The organism is Pseudarthrobacter sp. C4D7, assembly GCF_013359725.1.
GTDB lineage: Bacteria > Actinomycetota > Actinomycetes > Actinomycetales > Micrococcaceae > Arthrobacter.
Map to the genome: position 1 here is coordinate 1 of NZ_JABFMW010000026.1, position 19,588 is coordinate 19,588.

Annotated in this window: 21 protein-coding genes and 1 riboswitch; of the genes, 8 read left to right on the top strand and 13 right to left on the bottom strand. The window is 66.5% G+C overall.

Annotation, left to right across the window (positions count from 1 at the left end; all coding sequences use genetic code 11):
* The 3 genes from HNO81_RS15820 to HNO81_RS15830 all read left to right on the top strand — a co-directional run.
* A partial coding sequence (locus HNO81_RS15820) for an SSI family serine proteinase inhibitor (RefSeq protein WP_175319068.1) occupies positions 1–411 on the top strand: 411 nt, incomplete at its 5' end.
* Complete coding sequence (locus HNO81_RS15825; protein WP_175319069.1) at positions 380–1,321, top strand: 3-methyladenine DNA glycosylase; 942 nt, start codon at positions 380–382, stop codon at positions 1,319–1,321. The genes HNO81_RS15820 and HNO81_RS15825, both read left to right, overlap by 32 nt.
* Complete coding sequence (locus HNO81_RS15830) at positions 1,318–1,650, top strand: serine protease inhibitor (protein WP_175319070.1); 333 nt, start codon at positions 1,318–1,320, stop codon at positions 1,648–1,650. The genes HNO81_RS15825 and HNO81_RS15830 overlap by 4 nt, the downstream gene beginning before the upstream one ends.
* A 90-nt stretch (positions 1,651–1,740) precedes the next feature.
* On the opposite strand, the gene HNO81_RS15835 is transcribed toward HNO81_RS15830, so the two are convergent.
* Together HNO81_RS15835 and HNO81_RS15840 are read right to left on the bottom strand one after the other, a co-directional pair.
* Positions 1,741–4,857, bottom strand: a complete 3,117-nt coding sequence (locus HNO81_RS15835; RefSeq protein WP_175319121.1) for a S8 family serine peptidase — start codon at positions 4,855–4,857, stop codon at positions 1,741–1,743.
* Between the two features lie 264 nt (positions 4,858–5,121).
* On the bottom strand, positions 5,122–5,307 hold the full coding sequence (locus tag HNO81_RS15840) for a hypothetical protein (RefSeq protein WP_175319071.1): 186 nt from the start codon (positions 5,305–5,307) through the stop codon (positions 5,122–5,124).
* A 247-nt stretch (positions 5,308–5,554) separates the two neighbouring features.
* Between HNO81_RS15840 and purS the strand changes: the two genes are divergently transcribed.
* Genes purS through purL form a run of 3 tightly spaced genes read left to right on the top strand, consistent with a single transcriptional unit; the run spans position 5,555 to position 8,887 of the window.
* Positions 5,555–5,806 (top strand): phosphoribosylformylglycinamidine synthase subunit PurS, encoded by a 252-nt coding sequence (gene purS, locus HNO81_RS15845; RefSeq protein ID WP_015935902.1) that lies wholly within the window; start codon positions 5,555–5,557, stop codon positions 5,804–5,806.
* 1 nt (position 5,807) lies between these two features.
* A complete protein-coding gene (gene purQ, locus HNO81_RS15850; RefSeq protein ID WP_175319072.1) occupies positions 5,808–6,581 on the top strand; it encodes a phosphoribosylformylglycinamidine synthase subunit PurQ in 774 nt (257 codons plus the stop codon).
* Positions 6,578–8,887 carry a phosphoribosylformylglycinamidine synthase subunit PurL gene (gene purL / locus HNO81_RS15855; RefSeq protein ID WP_175319073.1) on the top strand — a complete coding sequence of 770 codons (2,310 nt, stop codon included), beginning with the start codon at positions 6,578–6,580 and terminating at the stop codon, positions 8,885–8,887. The genes purQ and purL overlap by 4 nt, the downstream gene beginning before the upstream one ends.
* Before the next feature lie 80 nt (positions 8,888–8,967).
* Here purL and HNO81_RS15860 read toward each other — a convergent pair whose 3' ends face one another.
* From HNO81_RS15860 to HNO81_RS15880, 5 genes are all read right to left on the bottom strand, one after another.
* Positions 8,968–9,909, bottom strand: coding sequence for a hypothetical protein (locus tag HNO81_RS15860; RefSeq protein ID WP_254703518.1), 942 nt, complete (start codon positions 9,907–9,909; stop codon positions 8,968–8,970).
* A 117-nt stretch (positions 9,910–10,026) separates the two neighbouring features.
* Positions 10,027–10,320, bottom strand: a complete 294-nt coding sequence (locus HNO81_RS15865) for a DUF503 domain-containing protein (protein WP_175319074.1) — start codon at positions 10,318–10,320, stop codon at positions 10,027–10,029.
* Positions 10,321–10,328: 8 nt separating this feature from the next.
* Positions 10,329–10,649, bottom strand: a complete 321-nt coding sequence (locus HNO81_RS15870; protein ID WP_175319075.1) for a putative quinol monooxygenase — start codon at positions 10,647–10,649, stop codon at positions 10,329–10,331.
* Positions 10,646–11,194, bottom strand: coding sequence for a DUF1990 family protein (locus HNO81_RS15875; protein ID WP_175319076.1), 549 nt, complete (start codon positions 11,192–11,194; stop codon positions 10,646–10,648). Before HNO81_RS15875 ends, HNO81_RS15870 begins: the two co-directional genes overlap by 4 nt.
* Positions 11,187–11,600 carry an MmcQ/YjbR family DNA-binding protein gene (locus tag HNO81_RS15880; RefSeq protein ID WP_175319077.1) on the bottom strand — a complete coding sequence of 138 codons (414 nt, stop codon included), beginning with the start codon at positions 11,598–11,600 and terminating at the stop codon, positions 11,187–11,189. The genes HNO81_RS15875 and HNO81_RS15880 overlap by 8 nt, the downstream gene beginning before the upstream one ends.
* Before the next feature lie 45 nt (positions 11,601–11,645).
* Between HNO81_RS15880 and HNO81_RS15885 the strand changes: the two genes are divergently transcribed.
* On the top strand, positions 11,646–12,683 hold the full coding sequence (locus HNO81_RS15885) for an isopenicillin N synthase family oxygenase (RefSeq protein ID WP_175319078.1): 1,038 nt from the start codon (positions 11,646–11,648) through the stop codon (positions 12,681–12,683).
* 4 nt (positions 12,684–12,687) lie between these two features.
* Here HNO81_RS15885 and HNO81_RS15890 read toward each other — a convergent pair whose 3' ends face one another.
* The 6 genes from HNO81_RS15890 to HNO81_RS15915 all read right to left on the bottom strand — a co-directional run bounded on the left by HNO81_RS15890 (position 12,688) and on the right by HNO81_RS15915 (position 18,012).
* Positions 12,688–13,113, bottom strand: coding sequence for a CoA-binding protein (locus tag HNO81_RS15890; protein ID WP_175319079.1), 426 nt, complete (start codon positions 13,111–13,113; stop codon positions 12,688–12,690).
* 42 nt (positions 13,114–13,155) lie between these two features.
* Complete coding sequence (locus tag HNO81_RS15895; protein WP_175319080.1) at positions 13,156–14,097, bottom strand: hypothetical protein; 942 nt, start codon at positions 14,095–14,097, stop codon at positions 13,156–13,158.
* Entirely contained in the window at positions 14,094–14,645 is a 552-nt protein-coding gene (locus tag HNO81_RS15900) for a sigma-70 family RNA polymerase sigma factor (RefSeq protein WP_175319081.1), read from the bottom strand. Before HNO81_RS15900 ends, HNO81_RS15895 begins: the two co-directional genes overlap by 4 nt.
* Positions 14,646–14,876: 231 nt before the next feature.
* Positions 14,877–15,248 (bottom strand): DUF1508 domain-containing protein, encoded by a 372-nt coding sequence (locus HNO81_RS15905; protein WP_175319082.1) that lies wholly within the window; start codon positions 15,246–15,248, stop codon positions 14,877–14,879.
* 175 nt (positions 15,249–15,423) lie between these two features.
* Positions 15,424–16,713 (bottom strand): adenylosuccinate synthase, encoded by a 1,290-nt coding sequence (locus tag HNO81_RS15910; RefSeq protein WP_175319083.1) that lies wholly within the window; start codon positions 16,711–16,713, stop codon positions 15,424–15,426.
* 234 nt (positions 16,714–16,947) lie between these two features.
* Positions 16,948–18,012, bottom strand: coding sequence for a M14 family zinc carboxypeptidase (locus HNO81_RS15915; RefSeq protein WP_175319084.1), 1,065 nt, complete (start codon positions 18,010–18,012; stop codon positions 16,948–16,950).
* A 220-nt stretch (positions 18,013–18,232) separates the two neighbouring features.
* A riboswitch (SAM riboswitch) is annotated at positions 18,233–18,339 on the top strand.
* A 13-nt stretch (positions 18,340–18,352) separates the two neighbouring features.
* On the opposite strand from HNO81_RS15915, the gene HNO81_RS15920 reads away from it, so the two are divergent.
* Complete coding sequence (locus HNO81_RS15920) at positions 18,353–19,561, top strand: cobalamin-independent methionine synthase II family protein (RefSeq protein WP_175319085.1); 1,209 nt, start codon at positions 18,353–18,355, stop codon at positions 19,559–19,561.
* Positions 19,562–19,588 lie beyond the last annotated feature (27 nt).

Here is a 19,588-nt window from a genome sequence, read left to right on the forward strand (position 1 = left end):
CCCGATACCGAAACCACGGTGCCGGCGCCGGCCCCCGCCACCTCCCGGCCCGGCAGTGGCCCGGGACAAGGAAACGCCGAGCTCGCCATCACCGTGGTGCCCTCCCCGGGCGCGCCCGGCGTCAGCTACACCCTGGTGTGCTCCTCAGGCCAGCCTTCGCCGGAAAGCAGCCATCCCGGCGCCGCCGCCGCCTGTGCGGCGCTAAAAGCCAACCCGGCCATTGCGGCCCCGGCCGAACCGGGACCCTCACAGCCCTGCACACAGCAATATGGCGGCCCGCAGACGGCCACCGTCACGGGCATGGTGGACGGCGTCGCCGTCGAGTCCAAGTTCGCGCGGACCAACGGGTGCGAGATCAGTGCGTGGAACGCAGCCAAGGATGTATTGGGCGCCTCCGGTGGAGCCTCTTAGGCTCCTGGCGGCTGACAGTGCGCAGGCAAGGGAAGACGCCCACCTGCAACGCGTCAACCGCTATGCCGATCCCTACCTGGCCCGGCGTTCCGCGGGACACAAACACCCGGTGGAGGACTTCCTCTTCACCTATTACACCCAAAAGCCCGGCCAGCTGAAGCGCTGGCACCCGGGCGCCGGTGCGGTCCTCACCGGCGCCCAGGCGGCCGCGCGGCTTGGCTGGAAGCACTACCGGGCGCTCGACGACGGCGAGCTGGCCTCCCTGGGGCTGGCGCCGGGAAGTACCGCGGCCACCTTCGACCGGACGGCTTTCCTGGCCGACCGCCGGGAAGCAGTGGCTTTCGCCGGCATCATCCTTCGCGGCACAGCGGCCCGCCCGGCCCAGTTTGGCTGCTTCGGCCTTCACGAGTGGGCCATGGTGTACCGGCAGGACAAGTTCGACCTTCGCCACGAGTACCTGCAGTTGCGCTTGGGGGCGGCCGGCACGGACAAGGTGGTGGAGGACAACCGGATCCGCTGCACGCACTTCGATGCCTTCAGGTTCTATACCCCGGACGCCATACCGCTCAACGAGCACGTCCCCAGCCGGGAGTCGCAGCGGCACATGGAGCAGCCCGGCTGCCTGCACGCCAACATGGACCTCTACAAATGGGCCTACAAACTGCTGCCGGCACTCCCCAGCGAACTGGTCATGGACTGCTTCGAGCTGTCATGGCGGATCAGGGCCATGGATATGCAGGCATCCCCGTACGATCTGGCGGAATGGGGGTATCCCGCCATTCCCATCGAGACACCCCACGGCAAGGCCGCCTATGTTGAACACCAGCGGTCGTTCGCCGCGGAGGCGGGGGTCCTGCGCGAAAAGCTGGCAGCGGAACTTGAGGGCATCGCCGAGGCAGCCAGGCAGTGATAGACCTGGCCATCAGCATCCGCGACCACCCCGATGCTCCCGAACACGTCTTCCGGCTGGTGTCCGGGGCCGGGCAACCGGATGCTGGCACCACCCTCCCCCAGCCTGCGGCTGCGCTGGCTGTCGTGGAGCGGTTCGGCGAAGACGTCTTTTTCCCCAAGCCCGGCCCGCCGAAGCTGTGCACGCAGCAGTACGGCGGCCCCCAGGTTGCCGTGGTCACCGGAACATTCCATGGACGCGAGGTCCACTCGGTCTTTAGCCGCACCGATGGCTGTGAAATCGCACGCTGGAACGCGATGGGTCCTTTGCTCGGCGGGACCGCCACGTAGCTGCCTTGAGCAGGGGCGAAGACCGTCAGGCAAGAAAAAGGTCCCGGATGGCCTGACGACCATCCGGGACCTCCCCCCATGTCTTCCCGGTCAGCCGGCGGGGACCGCCTGTGCCAGGCCGAGCTGGGGAGCGCCGGCCGGGGCGGGAACAGCTCCCGGCCCCACCTGCACGTTCACCCAGGTTTTGATGCCGTTGCTGCCAAGGCTTAGCCGGGAGAGGTAGGAACCTTCCGAAAGGCCGGTCCAATCGAGCGTCGCCGAGGTGGCGGTTCCGTTCGGAGCCACGATCGGGTTCGGGTTCACCGTGAGGTTGCCTGCATCCCCGGCGAATGTCACTGCCTGCACAGAAGCCGTGGCCGGCCCGTTGTCCGGCGTTGCGTACAGGTTTGCCACCACGAAGTAGGTCCCGGGACGGGGTGATTCAAGGTCCAGGAACTCGCTGGCGGATGCCGTTGCCACCTGGGTGGGCGTCAGGCCGCCCGTCCCGTTCGGCGCGTAAACCACCATGTCCCAGTCGACGTCGTTCGACTGTGCCTGGATGCCCATGCGGGCAAACGAGGCACCTTCCGGCACGGTCACCTTGAGCAGGGCGTTGTGGGCGTCATTGGTGGGCGCGTAGCCGCCCGGGGTCTTGGTGACGGCGGTCTGGCTCAGCGGTGCCAAACCCTCCACGCCGACGGCGATGGGGCTGTCCGAACCGGACACGAGTTCCATGGTGCCGCTGCCGTTGCCCGTGGCCGAGCTGAACGAGAACGACGGGGCGATCTGGGCGTCAACGGGCCGGATGGCGATTGGTGACGTCACTGTCCGGGGGCCCTTCCAGGAAAGGCTTCCGGTGCTGAATTTGCCCATCGGTGCGCTGACGTTCCGGATGGTCACGGTCACCTCGCGGGTCTGGCCGGCCTTGGCGAAGTTCAGCGCCTTGGGCTCCACGTTGACGTTGAATCCCGGCATGTTGACCTGGGGGCGGTACATGCCCGGCACCAGGGCGGTCAGCTTGCGCTTCACCTGGACCTCGCCCACCAGGCTGCCCAGTGCGATGGAGGGCAGGTTGAGGTCGCGGGCTGCAATGCTGCCTGCCTGTGGTGCGCCGGTCTGGACTCTCTGGCCGTTCAGGAAGCCAAGCCAGTCCTGGATGCCGGAGTCGTAGACCAGGCCGGGATCAAGGACGCGGGTGGAATCGATATGGCCGGCTCCGCCCTGGAAGGGATCGGTGTTGGGGGTGCCGTCAGCGTTCACCAGCGGGTAGGCAGTGGTCATCATTGCCGATTTCACCCTGGCCGGTGTCCAGGTGGGCTGCTTGCCGAGGACCAGCGCGCCAACCCCGGCGATGTGCGGGGCGGCCATGGATGTACCGGACATGAATCCGAACTGGTCGCCGTGGTTGCCGATGGTGGAGACGCCAGCCAGGACATTCACGCCCGGGGCGGAGATGTCCGGCTTCAACAGGTCACCGCCGGAGGCAAGGGTGGGCCCGCGGGATGAGAAGCCGGCGATCTGGGGCGCGGCCGCCGGAGGGAGCCCGGTCAGGTCGCCCTTGACCAGGCTAACCGTCAGCGCCGGGTTGGCTTCAAGCTTGGACTTCAATTCCAGGCTCTTCGGAGCGTTGACGTGGACCGTGGGGACCACATGGTTGTCGGCGTCCTCGGAACTGCTGGTGAGGTTCACCAGGATCATGCCCACGCCGCCCTTGTCCAGGACTTCCTGGCTCTTGGCGGTCCGGTCCACAACGCCGCGGTCGCAGAGGACCACCTTGCCGGCCACTTTGGCGGCGTCGAGGGTTCCCGGGCCGCAAAGGTTGGGGTTGGCTGCGCCGGGGGCAGCAGCAGCGGCCGCCACAACAACAGGCTTGTCCGCCACCTCCGACTTCATGATGGACGCGCCGCGGTAAAGCGACCCGTCCGAGACTTTGACCGTTCCCAGCAGGTCGCTGGGGAAGGTGGACGCGGCCACCGTGGTCAGCCATGGCGAGGCGTGGTTCACCGTGGAGGCCGTGGGACCCGAGTTGCCGGCGGAGGCCGACACGAAGATGCCCGCTGCTGCAGCATTGAGGAACGCCAGCGCCACGGGATCTGTGGTGCTGTCGGTGTTCCCCGAAATGGAGTAGTTCAGGACGTCCACGCCATCCTTGATGGCCGCGTCAACAGCTTCAACGGACGCCGAGGAATAGCAGCCGCCCGTGTCCGGATTGGTGTCCTCCCAGCAGACCTTGTAGACCGAAACCTTGGCCGCGGGTGCCACGCCGGAGCTCTTTCCGAAGCTGGCGCCGTCGATCACCTGTTCGATGTTGGCGTTGCCGGCGGCCGTGGTGGCGGTGTGCGTGCCATGGCTGCCCACGTCCACCGGGGAGATCTGCTCTTCCGGAGCACGGTCTGCCGGTGCCACGTACTGGAGGAAGGAATCGGCGAAATAGCGGGCGCCAATGACCTTGGAATTGCACAGCGAGCCGTCGAAGGACGCCCCGGTGTCCCGGCCCTTCTGGCATTCGCCCTCAAAGGTGGTGCCGTCCGCCTTGAGCATGGCGATCTTGCCGTTGGCGGTCCGGTAGGGGACGCCAACCTGGGCTTCACCCTGCAGCGGTTTCAGCGGTTCGCCCTGCAGGAAGGGGTTGTCCGGCGCGTAACCGGAGTCGATCACGCCCACCACCACACCCTTGCCGGCGTTGGCTTCTCCGCCGAACTGCTTGGCCCAGGACCCCTGGGGGCCGGTGAGCTTGAGGAAGTCGGTGGTGGTGTAATCGGGCTTGTTTTCGACGTCGGGCGCCACCACCAGGACCCGGCTGTCCTTGGACAGGGCGGAGGCCTGGACCGCGGTCAGTTCCGCCGTGAACCCGTTCAGGGCGGCTGTGTACTGCTTCGCGGGGGTGACTCCCTGCGCCGCTGCAACATCCCGTTGCTGGTTTCGGAGGTGGGCGTCGTACGCCTTGAAGTTGGGACTGCCGGCGTCGAGCTTCCTGCCCTGCTGGGGTTTGGTTGCTCCCAGCCCCGGAGCTCCCCCTTCATATGCCGCGGCAGCCGGGCCGGCGAGTACCACGATGTACCGGCCGTCCCTGAACTGACCATCCTTTGCGCCGGACGAGACACTTCCCGTGCCCGGTGCGCCAGGAGCCGCCGAAGCGGGAGCCACTGCCAGCGAGCTCAGGATCAGGGGCAACCCGACGGCCAACGCGGCCGCTTTCCGGAGTCCCCCGGCCCGCGACGGGCTCATTCCAGTTGATTTCACGTGCAACCCTTTCACGATGTGCAGCCCATACTTGGTGGGCGCCCCGAATGACTGGCCCCGCAGAGGAAGTTACAGATTTTGTAATTGCCTGAGACCAGAATGTTCACAGAGTACAGACTGATAGCGCGATATGACATAGGGCACATTCTGGAAATTTTCGCTTGTCATACGGGGATGGACAGAAGATCGGACAACAAAAAGGGCGCCCCGAAGGACGCCCTGCGATATGCGGAGTTTTTGTTGGCCGCGCTACTGCCGGGGAGTGCGCACCACATCACTGATCCACTGCCTGGTCTTTTCATCCACAGGCCCGGCAATGCGGGTCTCGCGGGCCAACCGGTCCGCTTTCACCTTCTGGAACACCATCCGTCCCAGGCCGGCGAACACGGCAGCGGCAACCACCGGCAACAGCACGGACTTCGAATTCTCAGCCATCCAGCAATCCTAGTAAAGGCCTCCCGGCAACTCCAGAACCCGCCGAAGAACCCTTTGCGGGAACCCGCGGATTTCCGGGGCCCTGCTGCACGGAACCCCTGGATGCAAAGGGATGCGCTCGGGCCGGTAGAATGATAGGGCAAGCTCGCGGAGCGCCCGTCCACCATGTCCCCCGACACCCCGGTACGGCGTGAGACGGCACCACTCCGCTGCGCCCTTACCCAAGCTCACGCACAGGAGTTACCGGATGCCCCGGATCGTTGTTGACGTCATGCCCAAGCCCGAGATTCTGGACCCGCAGGGGAAGGCAATCGTTGGCGCTCTCCCCCGGCTGGGCTTCACCAGCTTCAGCTCTGTCCGCCAGGGCAAGCGTTTCGAACTGACGGTCGACGGCGAGGTGACGGAGGAAATCCTGGCCCAGGCCCGCGACGCCGCCGAAACCCTCCTGTCCAACCCCGTGATCGAGGACGTCGTCAACGTCGAGGTCGTCGAGGCCTGACATGACTGAACTTCCCCTGATTGGCGAGGCTGTCGCCGTCGCCGCGGAGCCGCGCCTCGCCGGCGCCCGCATCGGCGTCGTGACCTTCCCCGGCACCCTTGATGACCGGGACGCTGCCCGCGCCGTGCGCCTGGCCGGTGCCACCGCCGTCGAGCTCTGGCACGGCGACACCGAACTCGGTGACGTGGACGCCGTGGTGATTCCCGGCGGTTTCTCCTACGGCGACTACCTCCGCGCCGGAGCCATTGCCCGCTTCGCGCCGCTGATGTCCAAGATCATCGACGCCGCCAACTCCGACGCAAAGCTGCCCGTCCTGGGCATCTGCAACGGCTTCCAGATCCTCACCGAATCGCACCTGCTGCCCGGCTCGATGATCAAGAACGACCACCTGAAGTTCCTCTGCCGCGACCAGGTGCTGCGCGTGGAGAACACCAACACCGCGTGGACGCTGGACTACCAGGCCGGCCAGGAAATCACCATTCCGCTGAAGAACCAGGACGGCCAGTACATCGCCGACGAGAAAACCCTGGACGCCCTTGAGGCCGAGGGCCGCGTCGTCTTCCGCTACGTGGGCTTCAACCCGAACGGCTCCCGTCGCGACATCGCCGGCATCTCCAACGCCGCAGGCAACGTGGTGGGCCTCATGCCGCACCCCGAGCACGCCGTGGAACCGGGCTTCGGCCCCGAATCGCTGGACGGCATCGGCGGCTCCGATACCGACGGCCTCGGCTTCTTCACCTCCGTACTGAACAAGATTGTGGGAGGCGACAAGTGACCACCGAAACCACCAAGAAGTTCAACATCGACGCCGTCGAGAACGCTGCCAAGACTCCGGACACCGAGCTGCCCTGGGCCGAACTGGGCCTGAAGCAGAACGAGTTCGACGAGATCGTCAAGGTCCTGGGCCGCCGCCCCACCGGCGCCGAGCTGGCCATGTACTCCGTGATGTGGAGCGAGCACTGCTCCTACAAGTCCTCCAAGAACCACCTGCGCCAGTTTGGCCAGAAGGTCACCGAGGAAATGAAGAAGGACATGCTGGTGGGCATCGGCGAAAACGCCGGCGTGACCAACCTGGGGGACGGCTGGGCCGTGACCTTCAAGATCGAATCGCACAACTCGCCGTCGTTCGTTGAGCCTTACCAGGGTGCCGCGACCGGCATCGGCGGCATTGTCCGCGACATCATCTCCATGGGCGCCCGCCCGGTTGCCGTCATGGATCCGCTGCGGTTCGGCGCCATCGACCACCCGGACACCGCCCGCGTCATGCACGGCGCCGTGGCCGGCATCGGCGGCTACGGCAACTCCCTGGGCCTGCCGAACATCGGCGGCGAGATGGTGTTCGACTCCGTCTACCAGGGCAACCCGCTGGTCAACGCCCTGGCCGTGGGCGTCATGCGCCACGAGGACATCCGTCTGGCCAACGCCTCCGGCAAGGGCAACAAGGTGGTCCTGTTCGGTGCACGTACCGGCGGCGACGGGATCGGCGGCGCCTCCGTGCTGGCATCCGAGTCCTTCGACGACACCAAGCCCTCCAAGCGCCCCGCGGTCCAGGTGGGCGACCCCTTCGCCGAGAAGGTCCTCATCGAGTGCTGCCTGGAGCTCTTCAAGGGCTCCCTGGTGGAAGGCATCCAGGACCTCGGCGCCGCAGGCATCTCCTGCGCCACGTCCGAGCTTGCCTCCAACGGCGACGGCGGCATGCAGGTTGAACTGACCTCTGTCCTGCTGCGCGACCCCACGCTGACCCCGGGCGAGATCCTGATGTCCGAGTCGCAGGAACGCATGATGGCCGTGGTCACGCCGGAGAACGTCAAGGCGTTCGAGGCCGTCATGGACAAGTGGGCCGTGGAGTACTCCTGGCTGGGTGAGGTGACCGATACCGGCCGCCTGATCATCACCTGGGAAGGCGACGTGATTGTCGACGTCGACCCCCGCACCGTGGCGCACGACGGCCCGGTCTACGACCGCCCGTTCGCCCGTCCCGAGTGGCAGGATTCCGTGCAGGCCGACACGTTCACCGGCTCGGTGCAGGACGCCGGCCGCCCGTCGGCTCCGGCCGAGCTTGCAGCCGCTGTGACCGAACTGGTGGCCTCGCCGAACATGTGCTCCAAGGCCTGGATCACCAACCAGTACGACCGGTACGTCGGCGGCAACACCTCCATGGCGTTCCCCGACGACGCCGGAGTGGTCCGCGTTGACGAGGAGTCAGGCCTGGGCGTCGCCCTGGCCACCGATGCCAACGGCCGCTACACCTACCTGGACCCGTACCACGGCGCCCAGCTGGCGCTGGCCGAGGCTTACCGCAACGTTGCCACCGCGGGCGCCGTCCCCATGGCCGTCAGCGACTGCCTGAACTTCGGTTCCCCCGAGGATCCGGACGTCATGTGGCAGCTGGCCGAGGCAATCCGTGGCTTGTCCGACGCCTGCATGGTGCTGGGCATTCCGGTCACCGGCGGCAACGTCTCGCTGTACAACCAGACGGGCACCACACCCATCCACCCCTCCCCCGTGGTGGCGGTGCTGGGCAAGCTCGACGACGTTGCCCGCCGCACGCCGTCGGGCTGGCGCGAGGACGGCCAGGCCATCTACCTGCTGGGCACTACGGGTGCCGAGCTGGACGGGTCCGAGTGGGCCAACATGCGCGGCCACCTGGGCGGGCAGCCGCCGAAGGTTGACCTTGAGGCCGAACGCGCCCTGGGTGAAATCCTGATCAACGCCTCCCGCGACGGCATGATCGACGCCGCGCACGACCTCTCCGAGGGCGGCCTCGCGGCGGCCCTGGTGGAGTCCTCGCTGCGCTACGGTGTGGGTGCGCGGATTGCGCTGCAGGACGTCATGGACCGGGACGGCGTGGACCTGTTCACGGCGCTCTTCTCCGAGTCCCAGGGCCGTGCCATTGTGGGCGTCCCGCGCTCCGAGGAAGTCCGCTTCACCGACATGTGCACCGCCCGCGGCTTCGCGCACACCCGCATTGGCGTAGTGGACGCGGACAGCGGCAAGCTGGAGATCAACGGCGTGGAGGGCCTGTCCCTGGACGCACTCCGCGAAGCCCACGAGGGGACCCTGCCGAAGTACTTCGGCTAGTCCACCGGCGCTTCCACCCATCGATTGCTGCGTACTCGTCGTTTTGACCCTTCAGAACGACAAGTACGCAGCAATCGTTCTTAAATGCCCCTCCGCCAGCCGGCCTGTGCCAGGGCAACAAGAACTTTGGCCGCGGCCGGTTTCGCGTCGTTGACCATGTGGCGTTTGGAGATCCTAACCTCCGTCCACCCCAGGGCGGCGTACCGTTCAGAGCGCGCTATGTCCCTGGTGAGCTGGCTTTCCCCGCCGTGGTGCTCGCCTTCGTACTCGATGCCGATCCGGTATTTGCGGTAAGACAGGTCCGGTTCATGGTGCCTGACGCCGTCCCCGGTGATGATCGGGACGTTCAGCTCGGGTTCGGGCAGGCCCGCGCGGACGATGGCGAGCCGGAGCATGGTTTCCTGCGCCGAATCCGCCCCGACCCGGATGAGTTCCAGGGCCTCCTTGGCCGTCCGGAGGCCCCGCTTTCCCCGGTGCCTGTCGATGATCCGCTGCAGGTCCCACCTGCTGCACAGCGGCATGCTTCGGCCCTCGAAGTCGAGGCGCGGCACGCGGACGCAGGCGTCCCCCATGGCCACGAGCTCGTCGACGGACAGCACTTCGGCCATGTCGAGCCACGTCCGCTCCGGCGTTGTCACCGGAACCCCGTCAATTGCCGTGACTTCGTCCTGGTACAGCTTCATGCGGTGCACAATGACGTGGGGCCTGTCCAGGTGGGCTGCACCTTCGGGGCGGATGAGGTGGTACACCTCGGAGCCGCCGTCCTGGCGCCGCTGCGGCAGTGAATGGAGCTCCGCCGCCGTCACGTGCGAGGCAGCACAAAGCTCATTGACCTCAATGAAAGGCCGGACCCGCGCGCCCAGGGGAAGCGCCGCCGTCGGGCCGTCTGCCCTGATGCCCCTGCCGCGGTAGGTCAACGATCCGTGCCGCCAGCGGCGTGGAGAGATTCCGGCAACCGAAGCGTCAACGAGAGTGAAGGGGCGTCCCCGGAGTTCCTCCGGCAGCGGCTGTGGGGTCTTCATCGATCCATGACAGCAGAATCCCGGCAACACCCGCAGAAGTTATCCACACCCCCCATCGAATGCTGCGTACTTGTCGTTTTGGAGCGTGAGAACGACAAGTACTCAGCAATCGATGGGTTAGTCCTCGCTGTGGAGCTCGCGCTGGCGGGCGCTGAGCAGCTCGATCTCCGGCCGGCCGGCCACGAAGCGTTCGACGGCGGCGAGCACCTCCACGAGGTGAGCCCGGTCCGCTGCCACCAACCCGACGCCGAGCTGCGTGCGCCGGTACTGGCCGTGGTCCCCTACTTCCGCCACGGACACCTCGAAGCGGCGTTTGAGTTCAGCCAGGAGCGGCCGGACCACGGAACGTTTCTCCTTGAGGCTGTGTACATCGCCAAGGAGGACATCGAACTCGGTCCAGCCGATCCACATGGAAGCTCCTAGCTGATGGTGAGCTCGCCCATCAGGTCCCAGCCGTCGCCGTCGAGCTGGCGGCTGATGATCTTCGGCGTCTCTACGAGGGCCTGCGGCATGTCCGCCATCGCCTTCTGGAAGTGGGCGCTGTTGACGTGGTCGCCGGCGGCGTCATCCTTGAAGGCTTCCACCAGGACGTATTCGTTGGGGTCATCCAGGCTGCGGGACCAGTCGAACCAGAGGTTGCCCGGTTCCTTCCGGGTGGATTCGGTGAAATCTGCCACGAGTTCCGGCCAGCGTTCGGACCATTCGGGCTTGACCTTGAACTTGACGACGATAAAGATCACAGGGATTTTCCTTCCGCGGCGAGACTGCGTGCCCCTTCAATGTACCGGGAAGTAACGTAGCGCTGCGCCGCGCGGGTCACCAGTCCGCCGGCAGCGTAGAACCAGTTGGCGGGCCTGCTGAACGCCCGGATCCGAAGCCATACCTCGCCCTGGCTGGTGATCTCCACTTCGAAGGATTCCTCCCCGCGGGCGGGATGGCCGGGCAACGTACCGTAGCCGAAACCGGCGGACTGCGGAATGCTGCCCGGTACCGGCTCATGGACCCACACCACCTGGCAGGGCGCGGGCAGGCGGAAGGGCCCGACGCCGAATCCGCTCACCACGCGGGCCCCCGGCACAGCACGCGGTGACCCGGCCCGGACCCGAAGCCCTGCCCGCCGCTGCAGTTCCCAGGCGAGAATGCCGTCCGCCACGCGCCGGTAGGTATCCAGTCCAGCGCCCAGGCGGACCTCTTTGAGGACCCGGGCGTATCCCCCGGGGGCGCTCCCCTGTTCGGTGCTTCCCACTCCCGGGTATCCGAGCCGGGCAATTGCCTTGTCAGTCATTGCTGCCTGCCTTCCCGAGGCGTGCCCACCCCAGCTGTTCCTGCTGCTTCCGGCTCAAGCCTGCCACCACGAGGTCGTACGAGTCCTCCACCATGTCCCGGACCATCCCGTCCGGCAGCGAACCATCAAGGCGGACACCGTTCCAGTGGGTCTTGTTCATATGCCACGCACCGGTAATCGCCGGATGTACCGCCCGCAGCTGCACGGCAAGGGCCGGTTCGCACTTCAGGTTCACGTAGAAGTCGGCCTCGTCCATGGATGACAACGCAAACAGCTTCGCCTCGTGCCGGGCGCCGCCGGCAATGTGGGACCGCACCTTGAAGACCGACGTTTCCGGTCCGAACGGAAAATCCTCGTAGGCACCGGGGAACGACAGGCAGATTGTCCGCAGCGCGTTGGGGTCCATGAATGAAGCCTATAAAGCACGCGTGGACGGTGCTAGTCTGCCAGCATGTCACGCGACCAGGCGGCCATTCCTGTTCTGGATCTGGGTTCCGCACGGCAGCCCTACGGATCCTTCGGCCCGGAATTCATCGAGCAGCTGCGGCATGCCACCCATGACGTGGGCTTCTTCCAAATTACTGGCTACGGTGGACGTCCCGGCCAGGCAGAGGAGTTGCTGGACCTTGTCCGGCAGTTCTTCAACCTTCCCCTGGCCGAGCGGATGAAGCTGGACAACCGGCTGTCGCCGCATTTCCGCGGCTACACCCGTATGGGCACCGAAGTGACCCAGGGCCGGGCTGACGCCCGGGAGCAGATCGACTACTCCCCTGAGCGCGGGCCGGTGGCCAACTACCCGGCGGACCAGCCCTACTGGCTGCTGCAGGGTCCGAACCTTTGGCCCGGCGAAGCGCTCCCCGAACTCAAGCCCGCCGCCATGGAATGGGCGGTGCTCATGTCCGAGGTAGGAATGGAGCTGCTGCGGGCCATCGCGGTCTCCCTCCAGTTACCGGAGGAGTACTTTGACGAACCCTTCGGCGACACTCCTGCCTGGATGGGCAAGCTGGTGCACTACGTGGGCGGTGTGGTGGAAGCCGCCGGCGACCAAGGCGTCGGTTCCCATGCCGACTACGGGTTCGTGACCCTCCTGCTCCAGGACAGCGTGGGCGGCCTCGAAGTGCTGCCGCCGGGCACCAGCCAGTGGCTGCCGGTGGAGCCCCTTCCGGGAGCGCTGGTGGTGAACCTCGGCGAGATGCTGGAGGTGGCCACCGAGGGATACCTTGCGGCCACCATCCACCGCGTGCAGGCCCCGCCGCCCGGCGTGGACCGCTACTCGGTCCCGTTCTTTTGGTCGCCACGGCTGGACGCCGTGATCGATCCGGTCCCCCTGGCCCCTGAGCTCAAGGCCGCGGCCCGGGGCATCACGGACGATCCCGCCAACCCGCTGCTGGCATCCTTCGGTCTGAACATGCTCAAGGGACGCATGCGCGCGCACCCGGACGTGAGTGAACGGCATTATCCGGACTTGCTGAAGCGCCGGGGTCAGTAAAGCCCTAAAGGCCGAACTTCCATGCGAGCTGGGCGGGACAGGCGTTCATCACCACATCGAGGCCGGCCGCCTTGGCGCGCTCCGCCGCCTCTTCGTCGATCACACCCAGCTGGAGCCACACTGCTTTGGCGCCCACGGCAATGGCCTGGTCAACCACGCTGCCCACCAGGTGGGAATTGACGAAGCAATCCACGACGTCGATGGGCCGCTTTTCTGCCGGGATGTCGTCCAGGGTGCGGTAGCCGGTTTCGCCGTGGACGGGGTCGCCGGGAAGGTTGATGGGGATGATGTCCATGCCGAGCCTGTCACGGATGAAGAGTGACACGTCGTAGGCTGCGCGCCACTCATTGGTGGTCAGGCCGACGATGGCCCAGCGTCCCTTGGTGCGCATGAGGCGTTCGATGACTGCAGGATCGTTCGTGTGGCCCATGGGATCAGCCTACGCGCCCGGCCCAGTGGTACCGGCGGGAGGTCATTTCGACGCCGATGCCTGCTTCGGCCGTCCGCCCTGTCCCGGCGCGGGTGAACCTGCCTGGTCCGGGGCCGGCGCTTTGGCCGCAGGGCCCGGCGCTTTCCCTCCCCCATCTGCGGCTTCCCCGGCGGGCGCAGTGCGCGAAGCAGCGGGGCCGCCTTTTGATTCTGCGTCCCGTGGCTCTGCCTGCGCTCCCTCCGCCTCGGGTTTCTCCTTGCTGCGTCCGGCGCCGTTGCCCTGGGAACCAGCCCCGAAGGCTGCGGGCGGACACTCTTCCGCCCCGTTGCCGTCACCGTGATCCTCCGGAGCGGCGCACGCCGGCATACCGGCATGCTCATTCTCCGGCTGGACGGCGCCGGCAGGATCCTGAAGAAGCGGCGAGCCAAGGTGGGCGGGGTTGGCGGCCCCGTCCGGCGCAGGGGGACCGGCGACGGAAAGTTCAGCGTCCGGGGCAGCCGTGGGGGCGCGGTACCCGGGACCGGCTGCGAGCGGCCCGGCGGCAAGCGGCCCGGCGGCCGGAGTGCTCCACGGCACCCACTCCTCCAGCACGTGTTCCGTGGCACTGATCCCGGAAGGGGTGGAACTGGCGGCCACGCCGCCCACGCCCAGCCCCATACCAGCCACCAGCACCAGGCCCAGCGCGGTAGGGCGGTGCCGGCGACGGCGGCGGGCCAGTTCGTCGTCGCGCTGGACGTCCGGTTCGCCACCGGCGGGTCCGTCCGCGGGCTCTTCCGCCGGTACTGACGGAACGTGGCGCTCCACCGCGGCCGGCCCGCCTGCCGCGATCAATGCCGCCAGCGCGCCGGTGGGTGCAGGCGTGGGCAGCGCAGACAGGGTGCCCAGTGAAAGCAGGGCGTCGCGGAGATCGGTGTCCTGTTGGCAGCCTGCGTCCAACAGCATGTCCTCGACAAGGGTGGCGCGGCTTTCCGAAGCGGAAGTCATGGCGCGAGGTACTCCTTCACTGCGGCAAGTTCCCGGAGCTTCAGCAACGCGCGCCGCTGAAGTTGCTTCACCGAACCAGCACTCTTCTCCATGGTCTCCGCCGTCTGTTCAACCGTGAGGCCGCCCACCAGGCGCAGGGACAGCACGTCCCGCTGGTCCCGGGGCAGCCCGTCCAGCAGTGCAAGGACCTCGTGCGGCGAGATGCGCAGCAGGGCTTCCTTCTCCGCGGAGGTCTCCTCGCGCTGGTCGAGTTCGGGTTCGAAGGGCAGCCTGGCCGGTGTCCGGCGCTGGCGGCGGTGGTCGTCCACCATGCGGGCGTGGGCAACGGAGAAGATGAAGGTCCTCAGCCCGGACTCTCCTCCCTGCACGCTATGGAGCCGGGGCAGCACGGACAGGAACACTTCCTGCATGGCGGCCTCCGGATCCTCGACTCCCCGGGCGGTGAGATATCCCAGGACCCGGGATGCGTAAGTCTTGTAAACCAGGCTGAAGGCGGCCGTCCCGGACACTGGCTGGTCCGGAGCCTCTTCTGTCTGTGCATCGGTCACTGACGTGGTGCTTTCCGTCAAGGAGGGTGTGGAATGGCGGGCGTTCAGTACATCCGGAACGCTGCCCTCACTTTACCCTCCGGGCTGGCACCCGTTTGGAAAGACAAAGAGCCGGCCTGGAACGTGATGGGGGACAGGTTCCAGACCGGCACTTCATAGGGGTAATCGCTCCGGGCCTCCGGAGGGTTACGCGTTTGGAAAGAATGTTTTTGCGGGGCCGCCTCCCGAACGTCAGCGGGTGGCAGCCCTGGTCCACCGCGGCGCCGCAGCATACCTTCGCAGCGCGCCGGCCGGGATAAGGGGGTGCCGCGGTGAGGTGGCCAGTTCCTCTCCACAAGGAGGTACGACGGCGGTGGGCAGCCCGGCGGGAACAGCGGCAGCGGCCGCAGCAGGTGCAGCCGCGGGACGGGACACGGTTCCGGCGGGGCACAGGTCGGTCACCAGCCCGGTCCCGGCACATTCACGGACCGCCGCGATCCCTGCCACCACGGCAGCCTTGTCTTCGAAGGGCCCGGAGACGGCAATGACGGCCCCGTCCGGAGCCAGGAGCCGGAACCGGAAAAACGCGTCAGCGTCGATGAATGCTTCAAATGTTCCGGCCATGACGATCCTTCCTTGGGCATCAGATGGTACAAACGAGTCTGGCCGCGGCACCTGGACCCTCACAAGACCGTGCGCGTTAAGCCTGTGTAAATTGCTTCCCACAAAAAAGGACAAGCGGCAGGCCACCAGCAAAGGTGGCCTGCCGCCGTCGCAATCCCTGCCCCGTGGGGGCGTGTCAGTCGTTGATGAGGTCGTTCACCACGATGGTCTGGTCCCGGTCCGGGCCCACGCCGATGGCGGAGAATCGGGTTCCGGAGAGCTTCTCCAGCGCCAGCACGTAGTTCCGGGCATTCTCCGGCAGGTCCGCCAGCGTGCGGGCACCGGTGATGTCCTCGGTCCAGCCGTCGAAGTACTCGAAGATCGGCTTGGCGTGGTGGAACTCCGTCTGCGTCATCGGCATCTCGTCGTGGCGGACACCGTCCACGTCATAGGCGACGCACACGGGGATCTGTTCGATGCCGGTGAGGACGTCCAGCTTGGTGACGAAGTAGTCCGTGAAGCCGTTTACGCGGGAGGCGTGGCGGGCCAGGACGGCGTCGTACCAGCCGCAGCGGCGCGGGCGGCCGGTGTTGACGCCGAACTCACCGCCGGTCTTCTGCAGGTACATGCCCATCTCGTCGAAGAGCTCGGTGGGGAACGGGCCCGCACCGACGCGGGTGGTGTAGGCCTTGATGATGCCGATGGAGCGGGAAATCCGGGTGGGGCCAATGCCGGAGCCAACCGACGCGCCGCCGGCGGTGGGGTTGGAGGAGGTGACGAACGGGTAGGTGCCGTGGTCCACGTCCAGGAACGTTGCCTGGCCGCCCTCCATCAGGACTACCTTGCCCTCGTCCAGCGCGGAGTTCAGGACCAGGGTGCTGTCGATGACCAGCGGGCGGAGCCGCTCGGCGAAGGACAGGAAGTACTCCACGATCTCGTCCACCACAACGCTGCGGCGGTTGTAGACCTTGACCAGGAGTTCGTTCTTCTGGCGCAGTGATCCTTCCACCTTCTGGCGGAGGATGGATTCGTCGAAGACGTCCTGGACACGGATGCCCAGCCGGGCCACCTTGTCCATGTAAGCGGGCCCGATGCCCCGGCCTGTGGTGCCGATGGCCCGGCTGCCCAGGAAGCGTTCAGTCACTTTGTCCAGCACCTGGTGGTAGGGCGCAACCAGGTGGGCGTTGGCGGAAACCCGCAGTTTCGAGGTGTCGGCGCCGCGTGCCTGGAGTCCGTCGATTTCCTGGAAGAGGGCCTCAAGGTTCACCACGCAGCCGTTGCCGATGATGGGAACGGCGTTGGGGCTGAGGATGCCTGCAGGCAGCAGCTTGAGTTCGTACTTTTCACCGCCTACGACGACGGTGTGCCCGGCGTTGTTGCCGCCGTTGGGCTTGACGACGTAGTCAACACGGCCGCCCAGCAGGTCGGTGGCCTTGCCTTTTCCTTCGTCGCCCCACTGGGCTCCTACGATCACAATTGCTGGCATGGGATCCTCCCCCATTCGTTCGGACTGCCCGGGCCGGCCATCAGGTGGCGGGCCCATACAGCGCCGTTCATGAGAATGCCCCGAACATACCGGCCTTCGCACAGCCGCAGCACGGCGCAGCGAAGCAAGAGTTCCGGGGCTCTTACCACCCAAGTTTAGCCGATAGGGCACTTTGTCCACCGTTATGGCCCGCCGCGGCACTTTCTGCCGAAAGGCCGCGGCGGGAGGGACCGGCTATTCGTCCTCAGCCTCTCCTGCAGGCCGGGATGTCTGTTCGGCGAGCGTGTTCCAGAAGGAGGTGTCGGCGTCGGCAATGGACCCGTCCGCGATCGCGGCGGCCGTGGCGGTCAGTGTGGTGACTGTCTGCTTGATCAGGTAGCCGTTGCTGCGCTGGCCCAGGGCGTAGCCATCCAGGTAGTGGTCCGACATGCCGCGCATCTCGAAGAGCAGGGTGGCGATGCCGTATTCCACGGAGATGCCGTTGCGGCTGATGGTTTCGGCGCTGCCGCCCTGGTACTTGCCCAGGTGGCCCCAGCCGGTGGAGTCGACGTTGTTGAAGACCACGGCGCCGAGCTGCTTGGATTTCTCGACGACCGCGGGATCGGCGTTGGGGGTGGTGGGATACAGGATGGAGCCGGACACCAGCTTGCCGTCACGTTCGGCCCGGGTGCCCTGGTGGTGCAGGTCGATCATGTAGTCGATCCGGTATTTGCGCATGACGTTGTTGTGCAGCGCCTGGGTCTCCGGCTGGACCTTGGCCACATGGTCGCGGTTCAGGTCCACGCCCTCGGCGTTGTAGCGGGTGAGGTGCCGGTCCCCCTTGGCAAGGTAGTTGTCCAGGGAAAAGTTCACGTCCCCCATGGCGCCGTCCGCGTTGAGCATGGGCAGCACCAGGATGTTCACGCCCTTGAGGATGTCCGCGGACTTACCGGTCCCCAGGTGCTTGATGAACTCCATGGCACCCTCGGTGGTGAGCTGCTCGTTGCCGTGCTGCTGGGTCAGGTACAGGATGGTGGGCTTGGCGGGATCCGAAATGTACTTGGCCAGGTGGATGTCCCGGCCCTTGACCGTCTTCCCAATGACCTCCAGCTCCATTGCCGGCTGGCGGGCGTCCTGGTCCTTCAGGAACGAGACCATCTGTTCGTAGGTGGCCAGCTTTGACGTGGTGATCTGGCCGTTGCCGTCGAAGTTGGGGCCCTCGCCCACCGCGTGTGCCAGTGGGGCAGGTCCTGCGACGACGGCGAGCGCCAGCGCGCCGGAGACAGCAAGGGTCCTGAAAGATGCCAGGGATTTCTTCACAGTGCTTTACCTCTTTCGAGTGCATCGGGGTGCCGCCGGCCGGCTCCCTCGCCGGAGCGGCATGTGACTTCAGCCAACCAAGCTTAACGAAACCTGTCAATAACCTGAACAAATCCTGTAAGCACTGCCGTGGAATCCGGCGGAGCCGGGGGGACGGAACACCGCGACACAAAGAGGTGCTGATTTGCCCCGGGGCGGCTGTCTGGATTTATGTGAGAGTGAACCATCCGGAGCGGCCGAGAGACCTGGCTCGATGACGCCGCAGCAACCACGCCCCAGCAGGACTCCTGCCGGGGCGGAAGGTGCTACTGCCAGGACCGATGGAAAGGAAGCTTCCAGCATGCCCCTGAACACAGACCACATCCGCGTCACCCACGCCGGATCGTTGCCCCGCACCCCTGAGCTCATCGCGGCCAACGCCGCCAAGGAGACCGGGGGCGTCACCCCGGAGTTCCTGGACCTCCTGGAGGCCTCCGTGGCCGGCGTGGTCCAGCGCCAGAAGGACCTGGGCATCGACATTCCCAATGACGGCGAATACGGCCACACCATGTCCAGCTCCGTTGACTACGGCGCCTGGTGGAACTACTCCTTCGCGCGGCTGGGCGGCCTGGAGCCCACCAACGTGGACCGCTGGGCCGACGCCCAGGTGCACCGCTCCTCCCCCGGCAACATCGTGCTGACCTCCTTCCCCGACCGGCGCGACCGGCAGGCATTCAACGAGGCCTACAACGATCCGTCCTCGGGCATCCTGGCCCACCGCAAGAGCGTCACCCAGCCCAAAATTGCCGGTCCCCTGACCTACACAGGGCAGGACCTGGTGGCGTCCGACATCAGGAACCTGAAGAAGGGCCTGGCTGCGGCCGGCCTTTCGGACGGCTTCGTAGCATCCCTCTCCCCCGGCTCCTGCGCCCGGGTGGCCAATGAGTACTACAAAAGCGACGAGGAACTGCTGTACGCCTGCGCCGACGCCATGCGCGAGGAATACAAGGCCATCATCGACGCAGGCCTGACTGTGCAGCTGGACGATCCATCGCTGGCCGAGAGCTGGGACCAGATCAACCCCGAGCCGAGCCTGGAGGACTACCTGAAGTTCATCCAGCTGCGCGTGGAGGCCACCAACTGGGCACTGCGGGACCTGCCGCAGGAACAGATCCGCCTGCACGTCTGCTGGGGCTCCTGGCAAGGCCCGCACACCACGGACATTCCGTTCGCGGACATCGTCGGCTCGGTGCTGCAGGTCAACGCCGGCGCATACTCGTTCGAGGCAGCCAACGTCCGCCATGAACACGAATGGCGCGTGTGGGAGGACACCAAGCTCCCCGAGGGCAAGGTCATTATCCCTGGCGTCGTCTCGCACGCCACCAACGTGGTGGAACACCCTGACCTGGTGGCCGACCGAATTGTCCGCTTTGCCGACGTCGTGGGCCGCGAGAACGTCATCGCCTCCACCGACTGCGGCCTGGGCGGCAGGGTGCACCCCCAGATCGCTTTCGCCAAGCTGGAGGCCCTTGGGGAGGGCGCGCGCCGCGCCACCAGCCGCCTCTGGTAGCTGCGGAAGGTGGATCTGGAAACGCCG

Bases quoted from the DNA above. Each gene is read 5' to 3' on its own strand.
- HNO81_RS15885 (WP_175319078.1), top strand. From the start codon at position 11,646: ATGTCACGCGACCAGGCGGCCATTCCTGTTCTGGATCTGGGTTCCGCA.
- HNO81_RS15860 (WP_254703518.1), bottom strand. From the start codon at position 9,909: ATGAAGACCCCACAGCCGCTGCCGGAGGAACTCCGGGGACGCCCCTTC.
- HNO81_RS15880 (WP_175319077.1), bottom strand. From the start codon at position 11,600: ATGGACCCCAACGCGCTGCGGACAATCTGCCTGTCGTTCCCCGGTGCC.
- HNO81_RS15825 (WP_175319069.1), top strand. From the start codon at position 380: ATGTATTGGGCGCCTCCGGTGGAGCCTCTTAGGCTCCTGGCGGCTGAC.
- HNO81_RS15920 (WP_175319085.1), top strand. From the start codon at position 18,353: ATGCCCCTGAACACAGACCACATCCGCGTCACCCACGCCGGATCGTTG.
- HNO81_RS15910 (WP_175319083.1), bottom strand. From the start codon at position 16,713: ATGCCAGCAATTGTGATCGTAGGAGCCCAGTGGGGCGACGAAGGAAAA.
- HNO81_RS15865 (WP_175319074.1), bottom strand. From the start codon at position 10,320: ATGTGGATCGGCTGGACCGAGTTCGATGTCCTCCTTGGCGATGTACAC.
- purS (WP_015935902.1), top strand. From the start codon at position 5,555: ATGCCCCGGATCGTTGTTGACGTCATGCCCAAGCCCGAGATTCTGGAC.
- HNO81_RS15890 (WP_175319079.1), bottom strand. From the start codon at position 13,113: ATGGGCCACACGAACGATCCTGCAGTCATCGAACGCCTCATGCGCACC.
- HNO81_RS15835 (WP_175319121.1), bottom strand. From the start codon at position 4,857: ATGAGCCCGTCGCGGGCCGGGGGACTCCGGAAAGCGGCCGCGTTGGCC.
- HNO81_RS15875 (WP_175319076.1), bottom strand. From the start codon at position 11,194: ATGACTGACAAGGCAATTGCCCGGCTCGGATACCCGGGAGTGGGAAGC.
- purQ (WP_175319072.1), top strand. From the start codon at position 5,808: ATGACTGAACTTCCCCTGATTGGCGAGGCTGTCGCCGTCGCCGCGGAG.
- HNO81_RS15905 (WP_175319082.1), bottom strand. From the start codon at position 15,248: ATGGCCGGAACATTTGAAGCATTCATCGACGCTGACGCGTTTTTCCGG.
- HNO81_RS15895 (WP_175319080.1), bottom strand. From the start codon at position 14,097: ATGACTTCCGCTTCGGAAAGCCGCGCCACCCTTGTCGAGGACATGCTG.
- HNO81_RS15840 (WP_175319071.1), bottom strand. From the start codon at position 5,307: ATGGCTGAGAATTCGAAGTCCGTGCTGTTGCCGGTGGTTGCCGCTGCC.